Origin of the sequence: Nocardioides stalactiti, assembly GCF_014180715.1 — a bacterium.
Taxonomy (GTDB): Bacteria; Actinomycetota; Actinomycetes; order Propionibacteriales; family Nocardioidaceae; genus Nocardioides; species Nocardioides stalactiti.
On sequence record NZ_JACEFC010000105.1, the window covers coordinates 1 to 15,230 of the forward strand.

Consider the following 15,230-nt stretch of genomic DNA (forward strand, 5'->3'; position numbering starts at 1 on the left):
CATCAGCCGCGGCGGCAAGGCCGCCGGGTCGGTCTCCAAGAACACCAGCTATGTCGTCATCGGCGACAACGCCGGTTCCAAGGCCGACAAGGCCGAGCAGCTCGGTGTCCCCATCCTCGACGAGGACGGCTTCAAGGCACTGCTCGTCGGCGGCCCCGACGCGCTGACGTGAGTCAGCCGCGTCGTCCGTCGTCGGTCCTGGCTTGGATCCGCGTTGTGCGGTGCTCAGCCGGCAGGATCTGCCTGCCCAGCACCGCACAAGCCGTGTCGTCGCCGACGGCGACTCCGGTGCCGGGGCGGCTGGCGCCGGTTGAGCTTCACGACCCGTCGGTCAACGGGTGCTTGCGGAGGCGGGTCTGGATGAGGCGGCGCTCGGCGTCGTTGGTGGTGAGCTCGAGGGCCTGCCGGTCGGCGTCGGCAGCCTCGGCGTCGCGGCCGGCGAGGCGGAGCAGCTCGGCGCGGGTCGCGTGCCACAGGTGGTAGCCGGCGAGCTGCGGCGCGAGGGTCTCGACGTCGGCGAGGGCCGTCGCCGCCTGGCGCTCGCCGAGCTGGGCCAGGGCGATCGCACCGTTGAGGCGGACGACGGGTGAGGGGTCCTCGCGGATGAGGAAGCCGTAGAGGGCGACGATCTGGAGCCAGTCGGTCTCCGCCCACGACGGCGCCTCCGCGTGACACATCGCGATCGCAGCCTGGAGCTGGTACGGCCCGGGCGCGTGGAGCGAGGCGGCGCGCTCGAGGTGCTCGGTCGCGCGCTTGAAGGCGGCGGCGTCCCACCGCGAGCGGTCCTGGTCGCGGAGCAGCACCAGGTCGCCGTTCGGCGTGAACCGCGAGGCGGCCCGTCCGTGCTGGATCGTCAGCAGCGCCGCGAGCCCCCACGCCTCGGCGCGGTCGGGGAGGCTTCGCGCGACCACCTCCGCCAGCCAGACGGCGTCGGCACCGAGGTCGCGGTCGTGGGTGCTGCCGGTCGACGCGACGAACGCCTCGTTGTAGGCGAGGTAGACGACGGCGAGGACGTCGGGCAGCCGCTCGTCGAGGTCGTCGGGCACCTTGAGGTCGATGCCCGTCGCCACGATCTTGCGCTTGGCGCGCACGATCCGCTGGGCGAGGGTCTGCTCGTTGACGAGGAACGCCCGTGCGATCTGGGGCGTCGTCAGACCGATGACCGCGCGCAGGGTCAGGGCGAGCCGGACCTCGGGCGCGAGCGCCGGGTGGCAGCACGCGAAGAGCAGGGGGAGCCGGTCGTCGGGGTCCTCGCCGACGGCGGTCGGTGCCTCCTCGTCGTACGTCGCCGCGAGCCGGTCGGTCACGCGCGCCTGCCGGCCCCGGGAGCGGAGCAGGTCCAGGGCGTTGCGCTGTGCGGCCGTCGTCAGCCAGGCGGCCGGGTTGCGGGGCGTCCCGTCGCGTCGCCACGACGTCACCGCCTCCGCGACGGCGCCCTGCACCGCCTCCTCGGCGACGTCGAAGTCGCCGAAGCGGCGGTACAGGGCGGTGACCAGGCGACCCGACTCCTCGCGGATCGTGGTCGCCAGCAGCGCGTCGCTGGGGCTCACTCGAACTGGCTGTAGTCCTCGACCATCGGCCGGATCTCGACCGCGACCCCGGGGAACTCCAGGTGCGGCCAGGTCTTGGCGAGCGCGATCGCGGCATCCATGTCCTCGACCTCGATCACGCTGAACCCGCCGATGACCTCCTTGGCCTCGTTGAACGGGCCGTCGACGACCACGCCGCCGTGCTTGACGGTGGTCGCGGTCTCGACCGGCTGGAGCTCCGCGCCGCTGTCGGTGATGACCGACGCGTTCTCCTGGAACCAGCCGTAGATCTTGCCGTAGACCGCCTGCGCGTCGTCCTCGCTCACCCCGGCGAGCTGGGCGGGGTCACTGGTGAACATGAACACGTACTTCATGGGGCTGTCCTTTCGTCGTGGGTGGATCCTTCACCTCTTCGTCGCCGGTCAGGAAGCGAAATCGACAGCCCGAGAATGATTTCTCCGACGAGTTCTTGCGCGGGTTTGCAGACTGGTGGGGTGAAGGGTCTGGTGGTGGCGCTCCTCTGCAGCCTCTGCGTGCTCGCGGGCTGCACCGATCCGGACGCCCGGCCGGGCGAGGCGTCGCCCAACCCGGCGCCCGAGCCGACCGCCTCGGAGCCGTCCGCGACGGACGGGCCGAAGCGGTCCGACGAGCCGTCGCAGCAGTCGGAGCCGTCGGAGACTCCTGAGGAGTCACACCCCGTCTCGCTGCCCGCCCTCATGGACAAGGAGTACGACGGCGCGCGGCTGCGCCTCGGTGCCGAGGTCTACGCGAGCGCGACGCAGCGCCAGTACGCGGTCACCTATCGCAGTGGTGGGCTGACGGTCTCCGGGCGGATCGCGGTGCCGGAGGGCGAGGGACCGTTCCCCGCGATCGTCCTGGCGCACGGCTACATCGACCCGGCGTACTACGTGAACGGGCAGGGGATGACCCGCGAGCGCGAGTGGTTCGCGGACCACGGCTACGTGGTGCTCCACGTCGACTACCGCAACCACGCCGAGTCCGACGACACCCGGATCGGGGAGGCGGACCTGCGGATGGGCTACACCGAGGACGTCGTCAACGCCGTCCTCGCCCTGCGGTCCTGGGACGGTCCGGTCGACGAGGAGCGGGTCGCCGTCGGCGGCCGCTCGATGGGTGGCGGCGTCGTCTACAACGTCCTCGTCGCCCAGCCCGGCCTGGTCGACGCAGCCGTCGTCTGGGCACCGGTGAGCTCCGACGCCGTCGACAACTACGACCGCTGGATCGGCAGCGACCCGGGCCGCAGCGACCTCGTCGCCGAGCTCGACCGGCGCTACGGCCTGCCCGACGAAGCCCCGGAGTTCTGGTCCGGCATCAGCGCCCGTACCTACTTCGACCGGGTCGCCGAGCCGGTCCTCATCCACCACGGCACCGCCGACGACACCTGCCCGCTGCGTTGGAGCCGCGAGACCGCGCGCCTGATGGAGCGCGACGGCGTCGACGTGACCCTCACCGAGTATCCCGGCGAGGGCCACGCCTTCGGTCCACAGTTCTATGCGTCGATGGAGCAGGCCCGCCGGTTCCTGGCCCGGCACCTCCGCTGACCCGGCGAGTCACCTACGGGTCAGGTGTCCCGGACCCCGTGTCATGGACTCCGTGCCGAGACGCGCCTACCGTGCCGCGCAGGGGAGGGACCGCTTCTGGAGGTGGTCCTCGTGGCAGCAGGTCGTAGGCGGATCTCGAGTCGCCGGTCGCGGACATCCGCAGCACTCGTGCTGTCGTCCTTGGTGCTGGCGGTGGGCGCGGTCGCCGTGCCGCTACCGGCGCGGGCTGTCGAGCCTCCGGCGTCCCAGGTCGTCACGCCCCAGAACGCGGACGTCACCGGCACCTGCGAGCTGAAGGTGACCGGGTACCAGGACGGGGAGACCTCCTTCATCCTGACGGCCAGCGCGCGGCCGACGACCACCGCGGGTTACGGGGCCAATCGCTACACCCAGGCCTACTGCGCGATGTTCATCGGCACCGTGACCTTCCCCGACCCGGCGCGGGCCTACGGGGCGGTGGGCGGCGGCGTCAACAGTGCCACCCTGGCTCCGCAGAGCACGTCTGGGAAAGTCCGTGACGTGCCGGGCTTCACGGTCTGCAGCTTCGTCTGGGTGATCAAGAAGAACAGCGACTACTCGGCGACCGACTACGTGTGCGGACCGGGGTCGCCCGCCGCTCCCGCACCGTCGACCTCGGACCCGTCGGCACCGCAGGCGAAGGTGGTCACTCCCCGCAACGCCGACGTCGTCGGGACCTGCAGGTTCGAGGTGAAGAGATACCAGGCGGCCGAGATCTACTACACGCTGAACGCCAGTGCGCGTCCGGCCACGACCGCTGGCTACGGAGCCCACCGTCGCACCGAGCTCCACTGCCTCCTCTTCCCCACGGTCTGGGGCACCACCGAGGAGCAGCACGCCTACCAGCGCGTCGACCTCGCAGCCAACAGCGCCACCCCGCAGCCCCAGGTCCTGAACAGCCGGGCCGTCTACGCCCCGCCCGGCTACACGGTCTGCGGCTACGCGTCAGTGGTCCGGAAGGACGGCACGACCTCCACCACCGACTACACCTGCGGGTAGCGCGGCCGGCGCTCTCGGCGTCCCAGGTGCGTGGAGATCGCCTCAGCCGTCCCTTTCCTCGCGGAAGCTTTGCCACGCCATCACGCCGATGAACACGAGGATCGGTCCGACTGCGCTCGGGAGGTGGCCCGTCGCGACCATGCTGACGACGACGACGGCGACGATGAGACAGGTCAGCACGAACCCGAGGGCGGCGGCCGTCGGCGAGGTCATCCCACGACGCAGCGCCGGCCACCACCGGCGGACGAACCCGTGGCGCGGGGGCGGGTCGCTCGGGGTGGTCGCGGGGTGAGGCAGGTGGCGGTCGACAGGGATCCGCCGGTCCAGCTCGGCGACGGCCCGATCGCCGTCCGCCCACACCAGCGGGTCGATCGTCAGGGTGTAGCCGTCGCCGCGCACGGCCGTGCGCACGCCGTCGGCATAGACCAGCAGTCCGACGATGTCGTCGTAGGTGGCCTCGAGGGTCGCCTGTGAGCCGGTGATCTGGAACGCGTGGTCGAGCACGCGCAGGCGGCTCACGTCGGCGGGCCAGTTGATGCTGCGGAACCCGCCCTTGCTCGCGCCAGGCGCGCTGCGTGGGAAGACCATCGGGCGCAGGTGCGCCCCGGCGTCGGCGGCGGCCGGTGCGCCGAGGAGCAGAGTGTCGCGCAGCTGCCCGAATCCCTCGGCAAGGCTCTCGGCGGTGACCGCTCGGACCTGCGCCACCATCTCGTCGAGCGTCTGCGCCTCGCGGCCGTGGAGATGACGCATCGCAGCACCGGCGGCAGCGCCGATCGCCGCGTAGGGGTCCTCCATCTGCCGCACGATCTTCTCGATGGTGTCGACGAGCCAGTCCTCGCGCGGACCCGAGCGGGCGAGCTCATCCAGCAGGTCGAGGGTGGTGCTGACGACCGTTCCGAGGAGCGGGGGCTGGATGTCCGACCCCGCCGTGATCACCGCGGTGTCGGCGTCGACGCGTTCGTAGTCGGTCCACGGCGCGTACGCGCCGCCCTCCTCGTGGCGAAGGCGCTCGACGAGGACGCGCTGAAGCACCTCCACGCCGACGAACATGTCGCCGCTCCGGGGCACGGTGCCGGAGAGCACGATGCCGGCCTCCTCGTAGGTCCCGCGCGGCTTCTCCACCGGGACGGCGGGCGACATGGCGGACCAGGTGCCGTCGCGCAGCTCCAGCCGGAGGTCGGCAGGTGGCGGTCCGTCGAGGATCAGGACGGCGTTGGGCGACGTGAACACGCGCCCCACACGATCCGACAAGGCTTCCGCCGTGGCTCGCCCGAGGCCGGGCTCGGCATAGGTGACCAGGCCAGGGCCGCGAGCGCCGTACCGCCATCCGAAGGCCCGTCCGAGGGGGCTGCTCCCGCGCACGTCGGCCTCGGCGCGCAGCACGCCGACCTCGTGGTCGAGGCGCCCGAAGTCGGGCGCCGCCAGCCAGCCAGCGAGGGCCGTCAGGTGGGCGGCCACCGCATCCGGGGTTCCGTGGAAGTCGAAGGCGGTGTCGAGCATGGTCACCTGGCCGTTGACGTCCAGCGCCCCGCTGCGGGGGAACCGGTCGAGGGCGACGTGCTCGATGACGTGCTGCCATCCCGACTCCGCGATCGTCTCGTCGGCCATGCCGTGACGGAAGGCCAAGCGGGCAGCGAGCGTCGGGCGCCCGGTCTCCACCCAGAAGCACCGGACGCCGTCTACCTCGGTTTCGTGGAGTGCAGCCATCGCGCACGAAGAGTAGAGGTTCGTGCTGCGGTCCGCCGAGCGGATTCTCGCATCGGAGATCATCGCCGATGCCCGACAGCGACCGCCCGACGCGGCCGGATGGCCAGGTCGGGCGGTCGCCCGCCGAACCGTCAGGACTCGTAGGCGCGACCGCCGAGCTTGAGCTCGATGGTCTGCTCCTCGACGTACTCGGTCTCCTGCCACTCGCACTGGTCGGGGTTCTCCGCGCAGTTCTCCAGGAAGCCCTCGTCCATGAAGCAGTCCTGGTTGTCCGCGGGGCAGACCGGGTCGCGCATGGTCTGGGTCACGGCGGGCGGCTGGGGGATCGCGGGCTGGGCGTACGGCTCGACCGTGCACTCGCCGGTGACCGGCGAGCACGTCCTCACCTGGTCCTTGGTGACCTGGAACAGGTCGCCGTCGGCTGACCAGCCCCACTCGAACGGCTGTCCCGGGATCTCCACCGACGACGTCGAGGCGACGTCGTAGACCTCGAACTTCGCCGGGCCCCGCGCTTCCTCGTCGACGAGCTGGGCGTAGCGACCGTCGGGGGAGAGGTCGAAGTAGCCACGTGCGCCGGACTGGAGGAGCACCTCGCCGGTCGCCGCGTCGATGACCGCGGTGCCGCTGTCCAGGGTGATCCCTGCGTGACCGCCGGCGACCTCCCAGACCTCGCCGTACTCCCAGTCGGTCACGTCGCCCGTGCGCCAGTCGACCGCGAACGAACCGCCGTCGTAGCCGTTCTGCACGTACAGGGTGTCGCCGTCGAGGGAGACCGGGAACCAGCTGTCCTCGGTCGGGGCGACCTCGACGCGGGCGGCCTCCTCGTCGGCCTCGACGTCGTAGACGACCACGTCGAGCTGTCCGTCGACGGCCTCGCCGTAGACGACGTACGGCTGCGCCGGGTCGGCCGCGTGGACGGTCTCCTCGGTCTCGAGGCCGAGCCGGTGGACGTCACCGTCGGCGTCGACGAGGGAGAAGCGCTGTGGTCCGCCGCCGTCGCTCCACGCGTTGTCGCCGTGCCGGACGAGCACGCCGGCGGAGGTGTAGAAGAGCGACTTCACCGCGGTGTCGTCGATCGTCGCCGAGCGTGCGGGGCCGTCGTAGAAGACCTCGTTGCCGTAGGAGAACGCCGGGTTGGTGGCGCTCGTGCCGGCCGGGGTGGCCGGGTCGGGCGCGGTGCTGGCGCCGTCGCCACCCGAGAGGGCCGCGACGCTGCCGCCGACGACCACGGCGGCGGCGACGCCGCAGGCACCGGCGACGAGCCGGTTGCGGCGACGGATCCCGCGGCCGCNGCTGGAGCACGGCGCCGGGGGAGGGAGGGGGGACGGTCAGCTCGTCGGCCTCACCGGCGAGCAGCTCGGAGAGTCGTTCAGTCATGGATCGCTCCTGCCGGGATGACGCTGTCGCCGAGCAGGGCCCGGAGCTTGGTCAGCGCTTCTGAGGTCTGGGACTTCACGGTGCCCTCGGCGATGCCGAGCGCGTGGGCGACCTGGGCGACGCTCAGGTCCTCGTAGTAGCGCAGGACGACGACCGCTCGCTGCCGCGGCGGCAGGGTGGCGAGCGCGTCGATCACTGCACGCCGCTCGCTCGGGTCGGGCTCGTGCCCGGTCTCGGGCAGCACCTCGGTGGGCCGCTCGTTGCGCCAACCCTTCTTGCGGAACCAGGACGCGGCGGTGTTCACCAGCGTCGTCCTCGCATAGCCCGGCGCGGCGTCGATGCTGCGCACTCGCCGCCAGTTCGCGTAGGTCTTCGCCAGCGCGGTCTGCACCAGGTCCTCGGCCTCTGCCCGGTCGCCCAGCATCAGGTACGCCGTGCGGTAGAGGCTCGCCCAGCAGGCATGCACCAGCTCGGCGAACTCCTCATCGGTCGGTGGTCGTGACATCCACTCACCCTCTCCTCGCCCAAGATTGCGGTCACCCTGACAGATGCCGCGAGCACCCCTCCCGGTTGGGCGTTGCCGCATCCGAGAAGCGTTGCAGTTGAAGTGGTCTAGACATAGGTTTCCGCGCACCACAAGGCTTCGGGGGGAGCGCACATGCGAGGGATGCACTACGTGGGCGGGTCACTGTTGGTGGCGGTGTTCTTGGCGGGCGCCAGCCCGGCGTCGGGGAACTTCGGATCGACGAAACCCGGAGGAAGTCCGACGAACCAGGTATCGCTCGCGAATGACAAGCACCATCGGGTCGACTTCTTCGACACGACGTCCGACACGGGCAATGCGGCGCAATGGGCGCTCGACAACCAGTTCCCCCGTCTCGACTTCACGTGGCAATGGGTCGATGGCAGTGCCTACGACGTGCGGGTCAAGGACGGGCACTATGCCTCGCAGTACTTCGCTTGGGTGAACTGCCCGGACGGTGCCAGCGAGGGTGGCACCAACCCCGACCGTTGGTGCTTCGGGCAACTGCTCAAGTGGGACTTGGACCACGGCCTGAACTCGACGGGCCGCCGCTTCGTCGCCTGTCACGAACTGGGGCACACGGTCGGCCTGCAGCACGAGGACGAGGTGCACTCGGACTCGTGCGAGCGGCAGATCAATCCGAACACCGCGCCATCGACGCGGTATTCGCAGGAGGACTTGTACCAAGTTCTCGATCACTACTAAGGAGTCAACGCAATGAGTCGGTGGGTTCATGGATGGGTGATCGGCCTGGCCCTCGTCGCTGTGTGCTGCGGGTGCGCTGCCGCTGATCAGGACCCGCGGAGACCGGAGGCTTCGGTGAGGGCGCCCCAGGTCCCGCCGGCTGGTGAAGGATCTGACGAAGGGCGGGAAGGGCCGAGTCCTTGGCAACGACTGGCGCTCATGGGTCTCGAGGTCGAGCACTACGACTCTCTCGACACGATGATCAAGCAGTCCAACGTCGCGGTCGTCGGGACGGTCGTGTCGGCAGGTTTCACGCGAGCCTTTGTCGAGTCCGAGGGAGGCGAGACTCTCGTGGACAGGACCCTCGAGGTGCGGGTCGAAGTCGAGAGTGTGCTTCACGGTCAGGTCGCGGACGGCGCCGATCGGGTGCAGGTCGAGTTCGGGCCTTACTCGCACGAGGAGACGACCAGCGATCTGTGGGAGGCCCTCCTCGGGAGGAGGGCTGTCTTCGTGCTGCGTCGACAAGGCGCGCCCGTCAACCTCGATCCGAGACGCCCTGACGAGCTGGCTCGCAAGACCTATCGCCTCGTGTGCAGCCAGGGTCTGCTCGACGACGAGAACGGCACCACCGCAGTCCCCATGGCCGACCCCGATCAAGGATTCCTGCAGGCGCTGGAGGGTCGTTCCTTCCGCGAGGTGGTTGCCCAGGTCGACGCGGTGGACTGAGGAGCCGGGCTTTCGAGGTTCGACACCAGGCGCGTCGGGAACGGAGCTGCCGGACCAGGAGTCCTACCAGTAGGGGTAGAGACGGGAGAGGGGATTCCTCGCGCTGCGCGAGGAACCCCCTCTGTCATCGGGCGCTAGCGCCCGACGGCCGTCACTTCGGTGCCACCACCACCTTCATGACGCCGTTCTTGGAGGAGACGACGCGGATGGTCGTGCCGGTGTCGGGGACGTCGACGCCGTACCAGCCGGCCTGGTAGCGGCCGGGGTGCTTGCCGCCGACCTCGTGGCCGTCGGTCGCCGACCACCAGGCGAGGGTGTCGTCGAACAGCGGGACCGCCGGCTTCTTGGCGATCTTGCCGCCCACCCCGTTGAGGTGGAGGTTGATCGGGTCGGTCGCCTCGAGGCCGAAGGTCGAGTCGGCGCTGAGGATGCGCGGGCGCATCAGCGTGCCGTCGGCCCAGTGGCTGAGCTGCGGGTGGGCGTCGATCGGCAGGATCAGGCCGTGACCCGGGTGGTCACCGACGTTGTTGTCGGCGTACGACTCGTCCCAGTAGGAGATGAGCAGGCCGTCCTGGTACTTGAAGGACTCCACCCAGTCCGGGCGGCTGTTGAGGAACCCGAAGTTGTACGCCGTCCGCAGCGAGGTGTCGTAGCCGTCGTACTGCCGGTTCTCGGCCACGTAGGCGTTGAAGTACGACGTCACCTCGGTGCCCGTGGTCCGCTTGAACCCGTTGAAGGCCCAGCCCTCGTCCGTCTCGGCGTTGCCGATGACCGTGCCGTCGATCGCGATGTCGTCGACCCGCAGGCCGCTCTCGGCGACCGCACCGTCGGTCTGGTAGCGGAACCGGACCGCGTCGGTGCCTGCCGGCAGGGTGGCGGTCAGTGCCTTCCAGCCGCTCGACGTGCCGGTCAGGCCGCTGCGACTGGTGTTGAAGCCGCTCTGGCCGTCGCGGGCGGTGTCGGAGAGGTTGGTGACGACCGGCGTCCAGCGGGCGCCGCCGTCCGTCGACGCCTCGAGGAACGCATAGTCCCAGTCGTCCTCGATCTCGTAGTTGACCTGCGCGGTGAGTGCGGTGCCGCTGACACCGGTCCGGGTCATCGAGGTGGTGAGGTCGTCGCCCTGCGTGGACCAGAACATCTGTGAGCCCGCGTACGGCGAGCCGATCGACGTCGGCACCTCCTTGTCGGGCAGCACGGTGAAGAGGGCCTGGGCCCCGTCGTCCTTGGCAGGCGTGTTGTCGGAGAGGACGTGCTGCGAGGTCTCACCCGCGAACGCCACGTCGTAGAACGGCCCCTGCGCGCCCTGGGCGTTGAGCCAGCCGAGCTGGAACAGCTCCCACGCACCGAGGTCGGTCGGGTCGTCTCCGATCCCGTCGGGGCCGCCGTCGCCGATGTTGGAGCCGCTGGACATCAGCGACCAGAACCCCGTCGAGTTCTCCGCACCACCGGTGTTGCCGGAGGTGTCGTAGAGGTCCGGCAGTCCGAGGTCGTGGCCGTACTCGTGCGCGAACACGCCGAGGCCGCCGTTCTCGGGCTGGATCGTGTAGTCACCGACCCACACCCCGGTCGGGTTGTTGGGGACCGGGTTGGCGGGGTTGGCGCCGAGGCCGAACGAGCCGCCGTTGGAGCCGATGTTGACGCCGGTCAGGCCGCCGGGGCCGCCCGCCTGGAGGTTGGAGTACCAGCGGTGGCTCCAGATCGCGTCGGACCCGTAGATCGGGTCGCCGGACGCCTCGTCGCCGCCCGCGTGGACGATCTGGAAGTGGTCGATGAAGCCGTCGGGCTCGTCGTAGTTGCCGTCCAGGTCGACGTCGTACCGGTCCTGCTGGTCGAACGTCTTGAGGTACGTCTGGATCTCGGCCATCGTCTGACCGGCGTCGAGCTGGGTCTGCACCCAGATCGCGAGCGCGTCACGGACGAGCGCCTTGGTCGAGGCGCAGGTGGTGACGGCGGCGCCCGGCGGGGTGCCGCAGTAGCCGCGGCCGTAGAGCGCCTGGTTGTAGGGGACCTTGACCCATTCGGTCACGTCGCCGTCGACGGAGTAGCGGCCCGAGGACTGCTCCTCGTAGTAGGACGCCATCCGGTTGAAGTACATGTCCTCGTAGTGCTCGCGGGAGAAGTCCGACTGCCACAGCGTGGTGTTGTCGGTCGTCCGGTCGGGCTCGGGGATCTGGTTGTGGAGCGGGCCGTCGTACCGCTGCGGCTGCGGGTCGGGCAGCGTGAACGGCGGGCTGTCGGTGAAGCGCTTGTCGGTCGCGGTCTCGTAGCGCAGGTCGCCGAACTCGGCGAGCACGACGAAGATCTTGTCGGTGCCTTCGAGCTCGAGCGGCACCTGCTGGCCCTTGCCCCGGGTGCGCACCTTCTCGCCCGTGAGCTTCGCCTCGAGGGCGGCCTGGCGCTGGGCGTCACGCTTGGCCTTGATCTTCAACGGGTGGGGCGGCTGGTGGCCGGTGTCCACGACCTTGCCGCCGCCGGGCGCCGAGGTGTGGTCGACGGGCTCGGCTGTGGCCGGGCTGGTCGCGAGGAGGCCTCCGGTCAGGAGTCCCGCGGATGCGATGAGGGCCCATGCCCTTCGCCGAGATGGTGACGTCACGTGTCGGTCCTGTCTTCCGAGACGGGGGCAGGACAGACGGGATCACCACTCGCCCACCCCCGAGATTGATGGACAGCCGCCCGTGGGCGGCCAGACGGATCTTCACCCGGACGGGGCCGAACAGGAAGGGCGCCGCCTCCCGAGCACAGCCTTCGTTATCGGACTGTGACCTGGGTCACGCGGGCGTCGGCCGGCGATCATGACGGGCGCGAACCCGGGATCTGTCGATCGGACCGCGACCCTAGACTGGCCCCCATGCCCGAGATCTCCCGCGACGAGGTGGCCCACCTGGCCGACCTCGCCCGGATCGACCTCGATGACGCCGAGCTGGACCACCTGGCCCCCCAGCTCAACGTGATCCTCGAGTCGGTCGCCTCCATCCGTGGGGTCGCCGGTGACGACGTCCCGCCGACGTCCCACCCGATCCCGCTGACCAACGTGTTCCGCGCCGACGTCGTCGTCCCGGGCCTGACCGCCGAGCAGGCGCTGTCCGGTGCCCCGGCGAGCGAGGGCCAGCGCTTCAGCGTGCCGCGGATCCTGGGGGACGAGCAGTGAGCACACCGTGGATCAAGAAGACCGCGGCTGAGCTGGCCGACGCGCTCGCCGCGGGCGAGGTGACCTCCGTCGAGCTCACCCAGGCCCACCTGGACCGGATCGCGGCCGTCGATGGTGACGCGACCGCCGGCATCCACGCGTTCCTCCACGTCGACGCCGAGGGCGCGCTCGCCCAGGCCGCCGCGTCCGACGAGCGCCGCAGGGCCGGCGCCCCGCTGCACCCGCTCGACGGCGTGCCGATCGCGGTCAAGGACGTGCTGGCCACCCAGGGGCTGCCGACGACCTGCGGCTCCAAGATCCTCGAGGGCTGGATCCCGCCGTACGACGCCACGGTGGTCCGCAAGCTCAAGGAGGCCGGTCTGCCGATCCTCGGCAAGACCAACATGGACGAGTTCGCGATGGGCTCCTCGACCGAGCACAGCGCCTACGGCCCGACGCGCAACCCGTGGGACCAGACCCGGATCCCCGGTGGCTCCGGCGGTGGCTCGGCCGCGGCGGTCGCCGCGTTCGAGGCCCCGCTCGCGATCGGCACCGACACCGGCGGCTCGATCCGCCAGCCCGGTGCGGTCACCGGCACGGTCGGCACCAAGCCGACCTACGGGGCGGTCTCCCGCTACGGCCTGGTCGCCCTGGCCAACAGCCTCGACCAGGCGGGCCCGGTCACCCGGACCGTCCTCGACTCGGCGCTGCTCCAGGAGCTCATCGGCGGCCACGACCCGCGCGACTCGACCTCGGTCGACCAGGCCCTCCCGTCGCTCGTCGACGCCGCCCGCCAGGGGGCGGCCGGCGACCTGACCGGCGTCCGGATCGGTGTCATCGCCGAGCTGTCCGGCGAGGGCTGGCAGGCCGGCGTCATGGCGCGCTTCCAGGAGTCGGTCGACCTGCTGGTCAAGGCCGGTGCCGAGGTCGTCGAGGTGTCGTGCCCGAACTTCGTGCACGCGCTCGCCGCCTACTACCTGATCCTCCCGGCGGAGTGCTCCTCCAACCTCGCCAAGTTCGACGCCATGCGTTACGGCCTGCGGGTCACGCCCGACGGCGACCCGAGCGCCGAGGACGTCATGAAGGCCAGCCGTGACGCCGGTTTCGGTGACGAGGTGAAGCGCCGCATCATCATCGGCACCTACGCCCTGTCGAGCGGCTACTACGACGCCTACTACGGCCAGGCCCAGAAGGTGCGCACGCTGATCAGCCGCGACTTCGAGGCCGCGTTCGAGAGCGTCGACGTCCTCGTGTCGCCGACCGCTCCGACCACCGCGTTCGCGCTGGGGGAGAAGCTCGACGACCCGATCGCGATGTACCTCAACGACCTCGCGACCATTCCCGCCAACCTGGCCGGCGTCCCCGGCATCTCGGTCCCGGCCGGGCTCGCGGAGGAGGACGGCCTCCCGGTGGGCTTCCAGATCCTCGCCCCGGCGCTCGCCGACGACCGGTGCTACCGGGTCGGTGCCGCGCTCGAGGCGCTGCTCACTGCGGAGTGGGGTGGGCCGCTGCTCGACAAGGCTCCGGCCCTGCCCGAGAACGGAGCGATCCGATGACCGACACCTTGGTTCCCTTCGACGACGTGCTGGCGTCGTACGACCCGGCCCTGGGCCTTGAGGTCCACGTCGAGCTCAACACGCTCACGAAGATGTTCTGCGGCTGCCCGACCGAGTTCGGTGGCGAGCCCAACACGCAGGTCTGCCCGACCTGCCTGGGCCTGCCCGGAGCGATGCCGGTCGTCAATGGCAAGGCCGTCGAGTCGGCCATCCGGATCGGTCTCGCGCTCAACTGCGAGATCGCCGAGTGGTGCCGCTTCGCGCGGAAGAACTACTTCTACCCGGACATGCCGAAGAACTTCCAGACGTCCCAGTACGACGAGCCGATCGCCTTCGAGGGCTACATGGACGTCGACTTCCAGAACGCAGCCGGGGAGACCGAGACGTTCCGGGTCGAGATCGAGCGCGCCCACATGGAGGAGGACACCGGCAAGTCGCTCCACGTGGGCGGCGCGACCGGCCGGATCCACGGTGCCGACTACTCGCTGGTCGACTACAACCGCGCCGGGATCCCGCTCATCGAGATCGTCACCAAGCCGATCGTGGGCGCCGGTGCCAAGGCGCCGGAGATCGCCAAGGCGTACGTCGCCCAGCTCCGCGACCTGATCGTCGCGCTCGGCGTCTCCGACGCGCGCATGGACCAGGGCTCGATCCGGGCCGACGTGAACCTGTCGCTCGCGCCGAAGGGCTCCGGCGTCCTCGGCACCCGCACCGAGACCAAGAACGTGAACTCGCTGCGCTCGGTCGAGCGGGCCGTGCGCTACGAGATGTCGCGGCACGCCGCCATCCTCGGCAGCGGGGAGAAGATCCTTCAGGAGACCCGGCACTGGCACGAGGACACCGGCATCACGACCTCGGGCCGCGAGAAGTCGGACGCCGAGGACTACCGCTACTTCCCGGAGCCCGACCTGGTGCCCGTGGCGCCGTCGCGGGAGTGGGTCGAGGAGCTGCGCGGGACGCTGCCCGAGAACCCGACCGCCAAGAAGGCGCGGCTCCAGGTCGAGTACGGCTTCTCCGACCTGGAGATGCGCGACGTCTGGGCCGCTGGTGCGCTGCCGCTGATCGAGGCGACCGTCGCCGAGGGCACGGCTCCGCAGTCGGCCCGCAAGTGGTGGGTGGCCGAGCTGCTGCGCCGCGCCAACGACGCCGGGGTGGAGCTCGCCGAGGTCGGCGTGACGCCGGCCCAGGTCGCGGCCGTCCAGGCGCTGGTCGACGCGAAGACGATCAACGACAAGCTCGCCCGCCAGGTCTTCGACGGCCTGATCGCCGGCGAGGGCACGCCCGAGGAGATCATCGCCGCCCGCGGGCTGGCCATGGTCTCCGACGACGGCCCGTTGATCGCTGCCATCGACGACGCCCTGGCGGCCCAGCCCGACATCGCCGACAAGATCCGCGGCGGCAACCAGGCGGGCGCCGGGGCGA

At 70.6% G+C, this 15,230-nt stretch carries 14 protein-coding genes; 8 read left to right on the plus strand and 6 right to left on the minus strand.

All coding sequences use genetic code 11. From position 1 onward, the window contains the following. Window positions 1-172 (plus strand): BRCT domain-containing protein (locus tag H0487_RS17680; RefSeq protein ID WP_183095550.1); only part of this gene is annotated, 172 nt, incomplete at its 5' end. A gap of 145 nt (window positions 173-317) precedes the next feature. Here H0487_RS17680 and H0487_RS17685 read toward each other — a convergent pair. Beyond that, window positions 318-1,550, minus strand: coding sequence for an RNA polymerase sigma factor (locus H0487_RS17685; RefSeq protein ID WP_183095551.1), 1,233 nt, complete (start codon window positions 1,548-1,550; stop codon window positions 318-320). Next, on the minus strand, window positions 1,547-1,903 hold the full coding sequence (locus H0487_RS17690; protein ID WP_183095552.1) for a YciI family protein: 357 nt from the start codon (window positions 1,901-1,903) through the stop codon (window positions 1,547-1,549). The genes H0487_RS17685 and H0487_RS17690 overlap by 4 nt, the downstream gene beginning before the upstream one ends. A 120-nt stretch (window positions 1,904-2,023) precedes the next feature. On the opposite strand from H0487_RS17690, the gene H0487_RS17695 reads away from it, so the two are divergent. Both H0487_RS17695 and H0487_RS17700 read left to right on the plus strand, forming a co-directional pair. After that, window positions 2,024-3,091, plus strand: coding sequence for an alpha/beta hydrolase family protein (locus H0487_RS17695; protein ID WP_312856006.1), 1,068 nt, complete (start codon window positions 2,024-2,026; stop codon window positions 3,089-3,091). A 168-nt stretch (window positions 3,092-3,259) separates the two neighbouring features. Continuing rightward, window positions 3,260-4,108: a hypothetical protein gene (locus tag H0487_RS17700; protein WP_183095553.1), complete on the plus strand. Its 849-nt coding sequence runs from the start codon at window positions 3,260-3,262 to the stop codon at window positions 4,106-4,108. 42 nt (window positions 4,109-4,150) lie between these two features. Here the strand turns inward: H0487_RS17700 and H0487_RS17705 are convergent, their stop codons facing one another. The 3 genes from H0487_RS17705 to H0487_RS17715 form a co-directional block, all read right to left on the minus strand. Then, entirely contained in the window at window positions 4,151-5,716 is a 1,566-nt protein-coding gene (locus H0487_RS17705; protein ID WP_183095554.1) for a peptidase M16 family protein, read from the minus strand. Window positions 5,717-5,946: 230 nt separating this feature from the next. Next, entirely contained in the window at window positions 5,947-7,044 is a 1,098-nt protein-coding gene (locus H0487_RS17710; RefSeq protein WP_183095555.1) for a YncE family protein, read from the minus strand. 140 nt (window positions 7,045-7,184) lie between these two features. After that, window positions 7,185-7,697, minus strand: a complete 513-nt coding sequence (locus tag H0487_RS17715; RefSeq protein WP_183095556.1) for a SigE family RNA polymerase sigma factor — start codon at window positions 7,695-7,697, stop codon at window positions 7,185-7,187. A 171-nt stretch (window positions 7,698-7,868) separates the two neighbouring features. On the opposite strand from H0487_RS17715, the gene H0487_RS17720 reads away from it, so the two are divergent. Continuing rightward, on the plus strand, window positions 7,869-8,420 hold the full coding sequence (locus tag H0487_RS17720; RefSeq protein ID WP_183095557.1) for a hypothetical protein: 552 nt from the start codon (window positions 7,869-7,871) through the stop codon (window positions 8,418-8,420). A 237-nt stretch (window positions 8,421-8,657) separates the two neighbouring features. Beyond that, window positions 8,658-9,125 carry a hypothetical protein gene (locus tag H0487_RS17725; protein WP_183095558.1) on the plus strand — a complete coding sequence of 156 codons (468 nt, stop codon included), beginning with the start codon at window positions 8,658-8,660 and terminating at the stop codon, window positions 9,123-9,125. Between the two features lie 151 nt (window positions 9,126-9,276). Here H0487_RS17725 and H0487_RS17730 read toward each other — a convergent pair whose 3' ends face one another. Further along, on the minus strand, window positions 9,277-11,718 hold the full coding sequence (locus tag H0487_RS17730) for an immune inhibitor A domain-containing protein (RefSeq protein ID WP_183095559.1): 2,442 nt from the start codon (window positions 11,716-11,718) through the stop codon (window positions 9,277-9,279). 255 nt (window positions 11,719-11,973) lie between these two features. Here H0487_RS17730 and gatC point away from each other — a divergent pair, with 255 nt between their 5' ends. From gatC to gatB, 3 genes are all read left to right on the plus strand, one after another. After that, on the plus strand, window positions 11,974-12,273 hold the full coding sequence (gatC, locus tag H0487_RS17735) for an Asp-tRNA(Asn)/Glu-tRNA(Gln) amidotransferase subunit GatC (protein WP_183095560.1): 300 nt from the start codon (window positions 11,974-11,976) through the stop codon (window positions 12,271-12,273). Then, on the plus strand, window positions 12,270-13,808 hold the full coding sequence (gene gatA / locus H0487_RS17740) for an Asp-tRNA(Asn)/Glu-tRNA(Gln) amidotransferase subunit GatA (RefSeq protein ID WP_183095561.1): 1,539 nt from the start codon (window positions 12,270-12,272) through the stop codon (window positions 13,806-13,808). The genes gatC and gatA overlap by 4 nt, the downstream gene beginning before the upstream one ends. Then, on the plus strand, window positions 13,805-15,230 hold a 1,426-nt coding region (gene gatB, locus H0487_RS17745), incomplete at its 3' end, for an Asp-tRNA(Asn)/Glu-tRNA(Gln) amidotransferase subunit GatB (RefSeq protein ID WP_183095562.1). The genes gatA and gatB, both read left to right, overlap by 4 nt.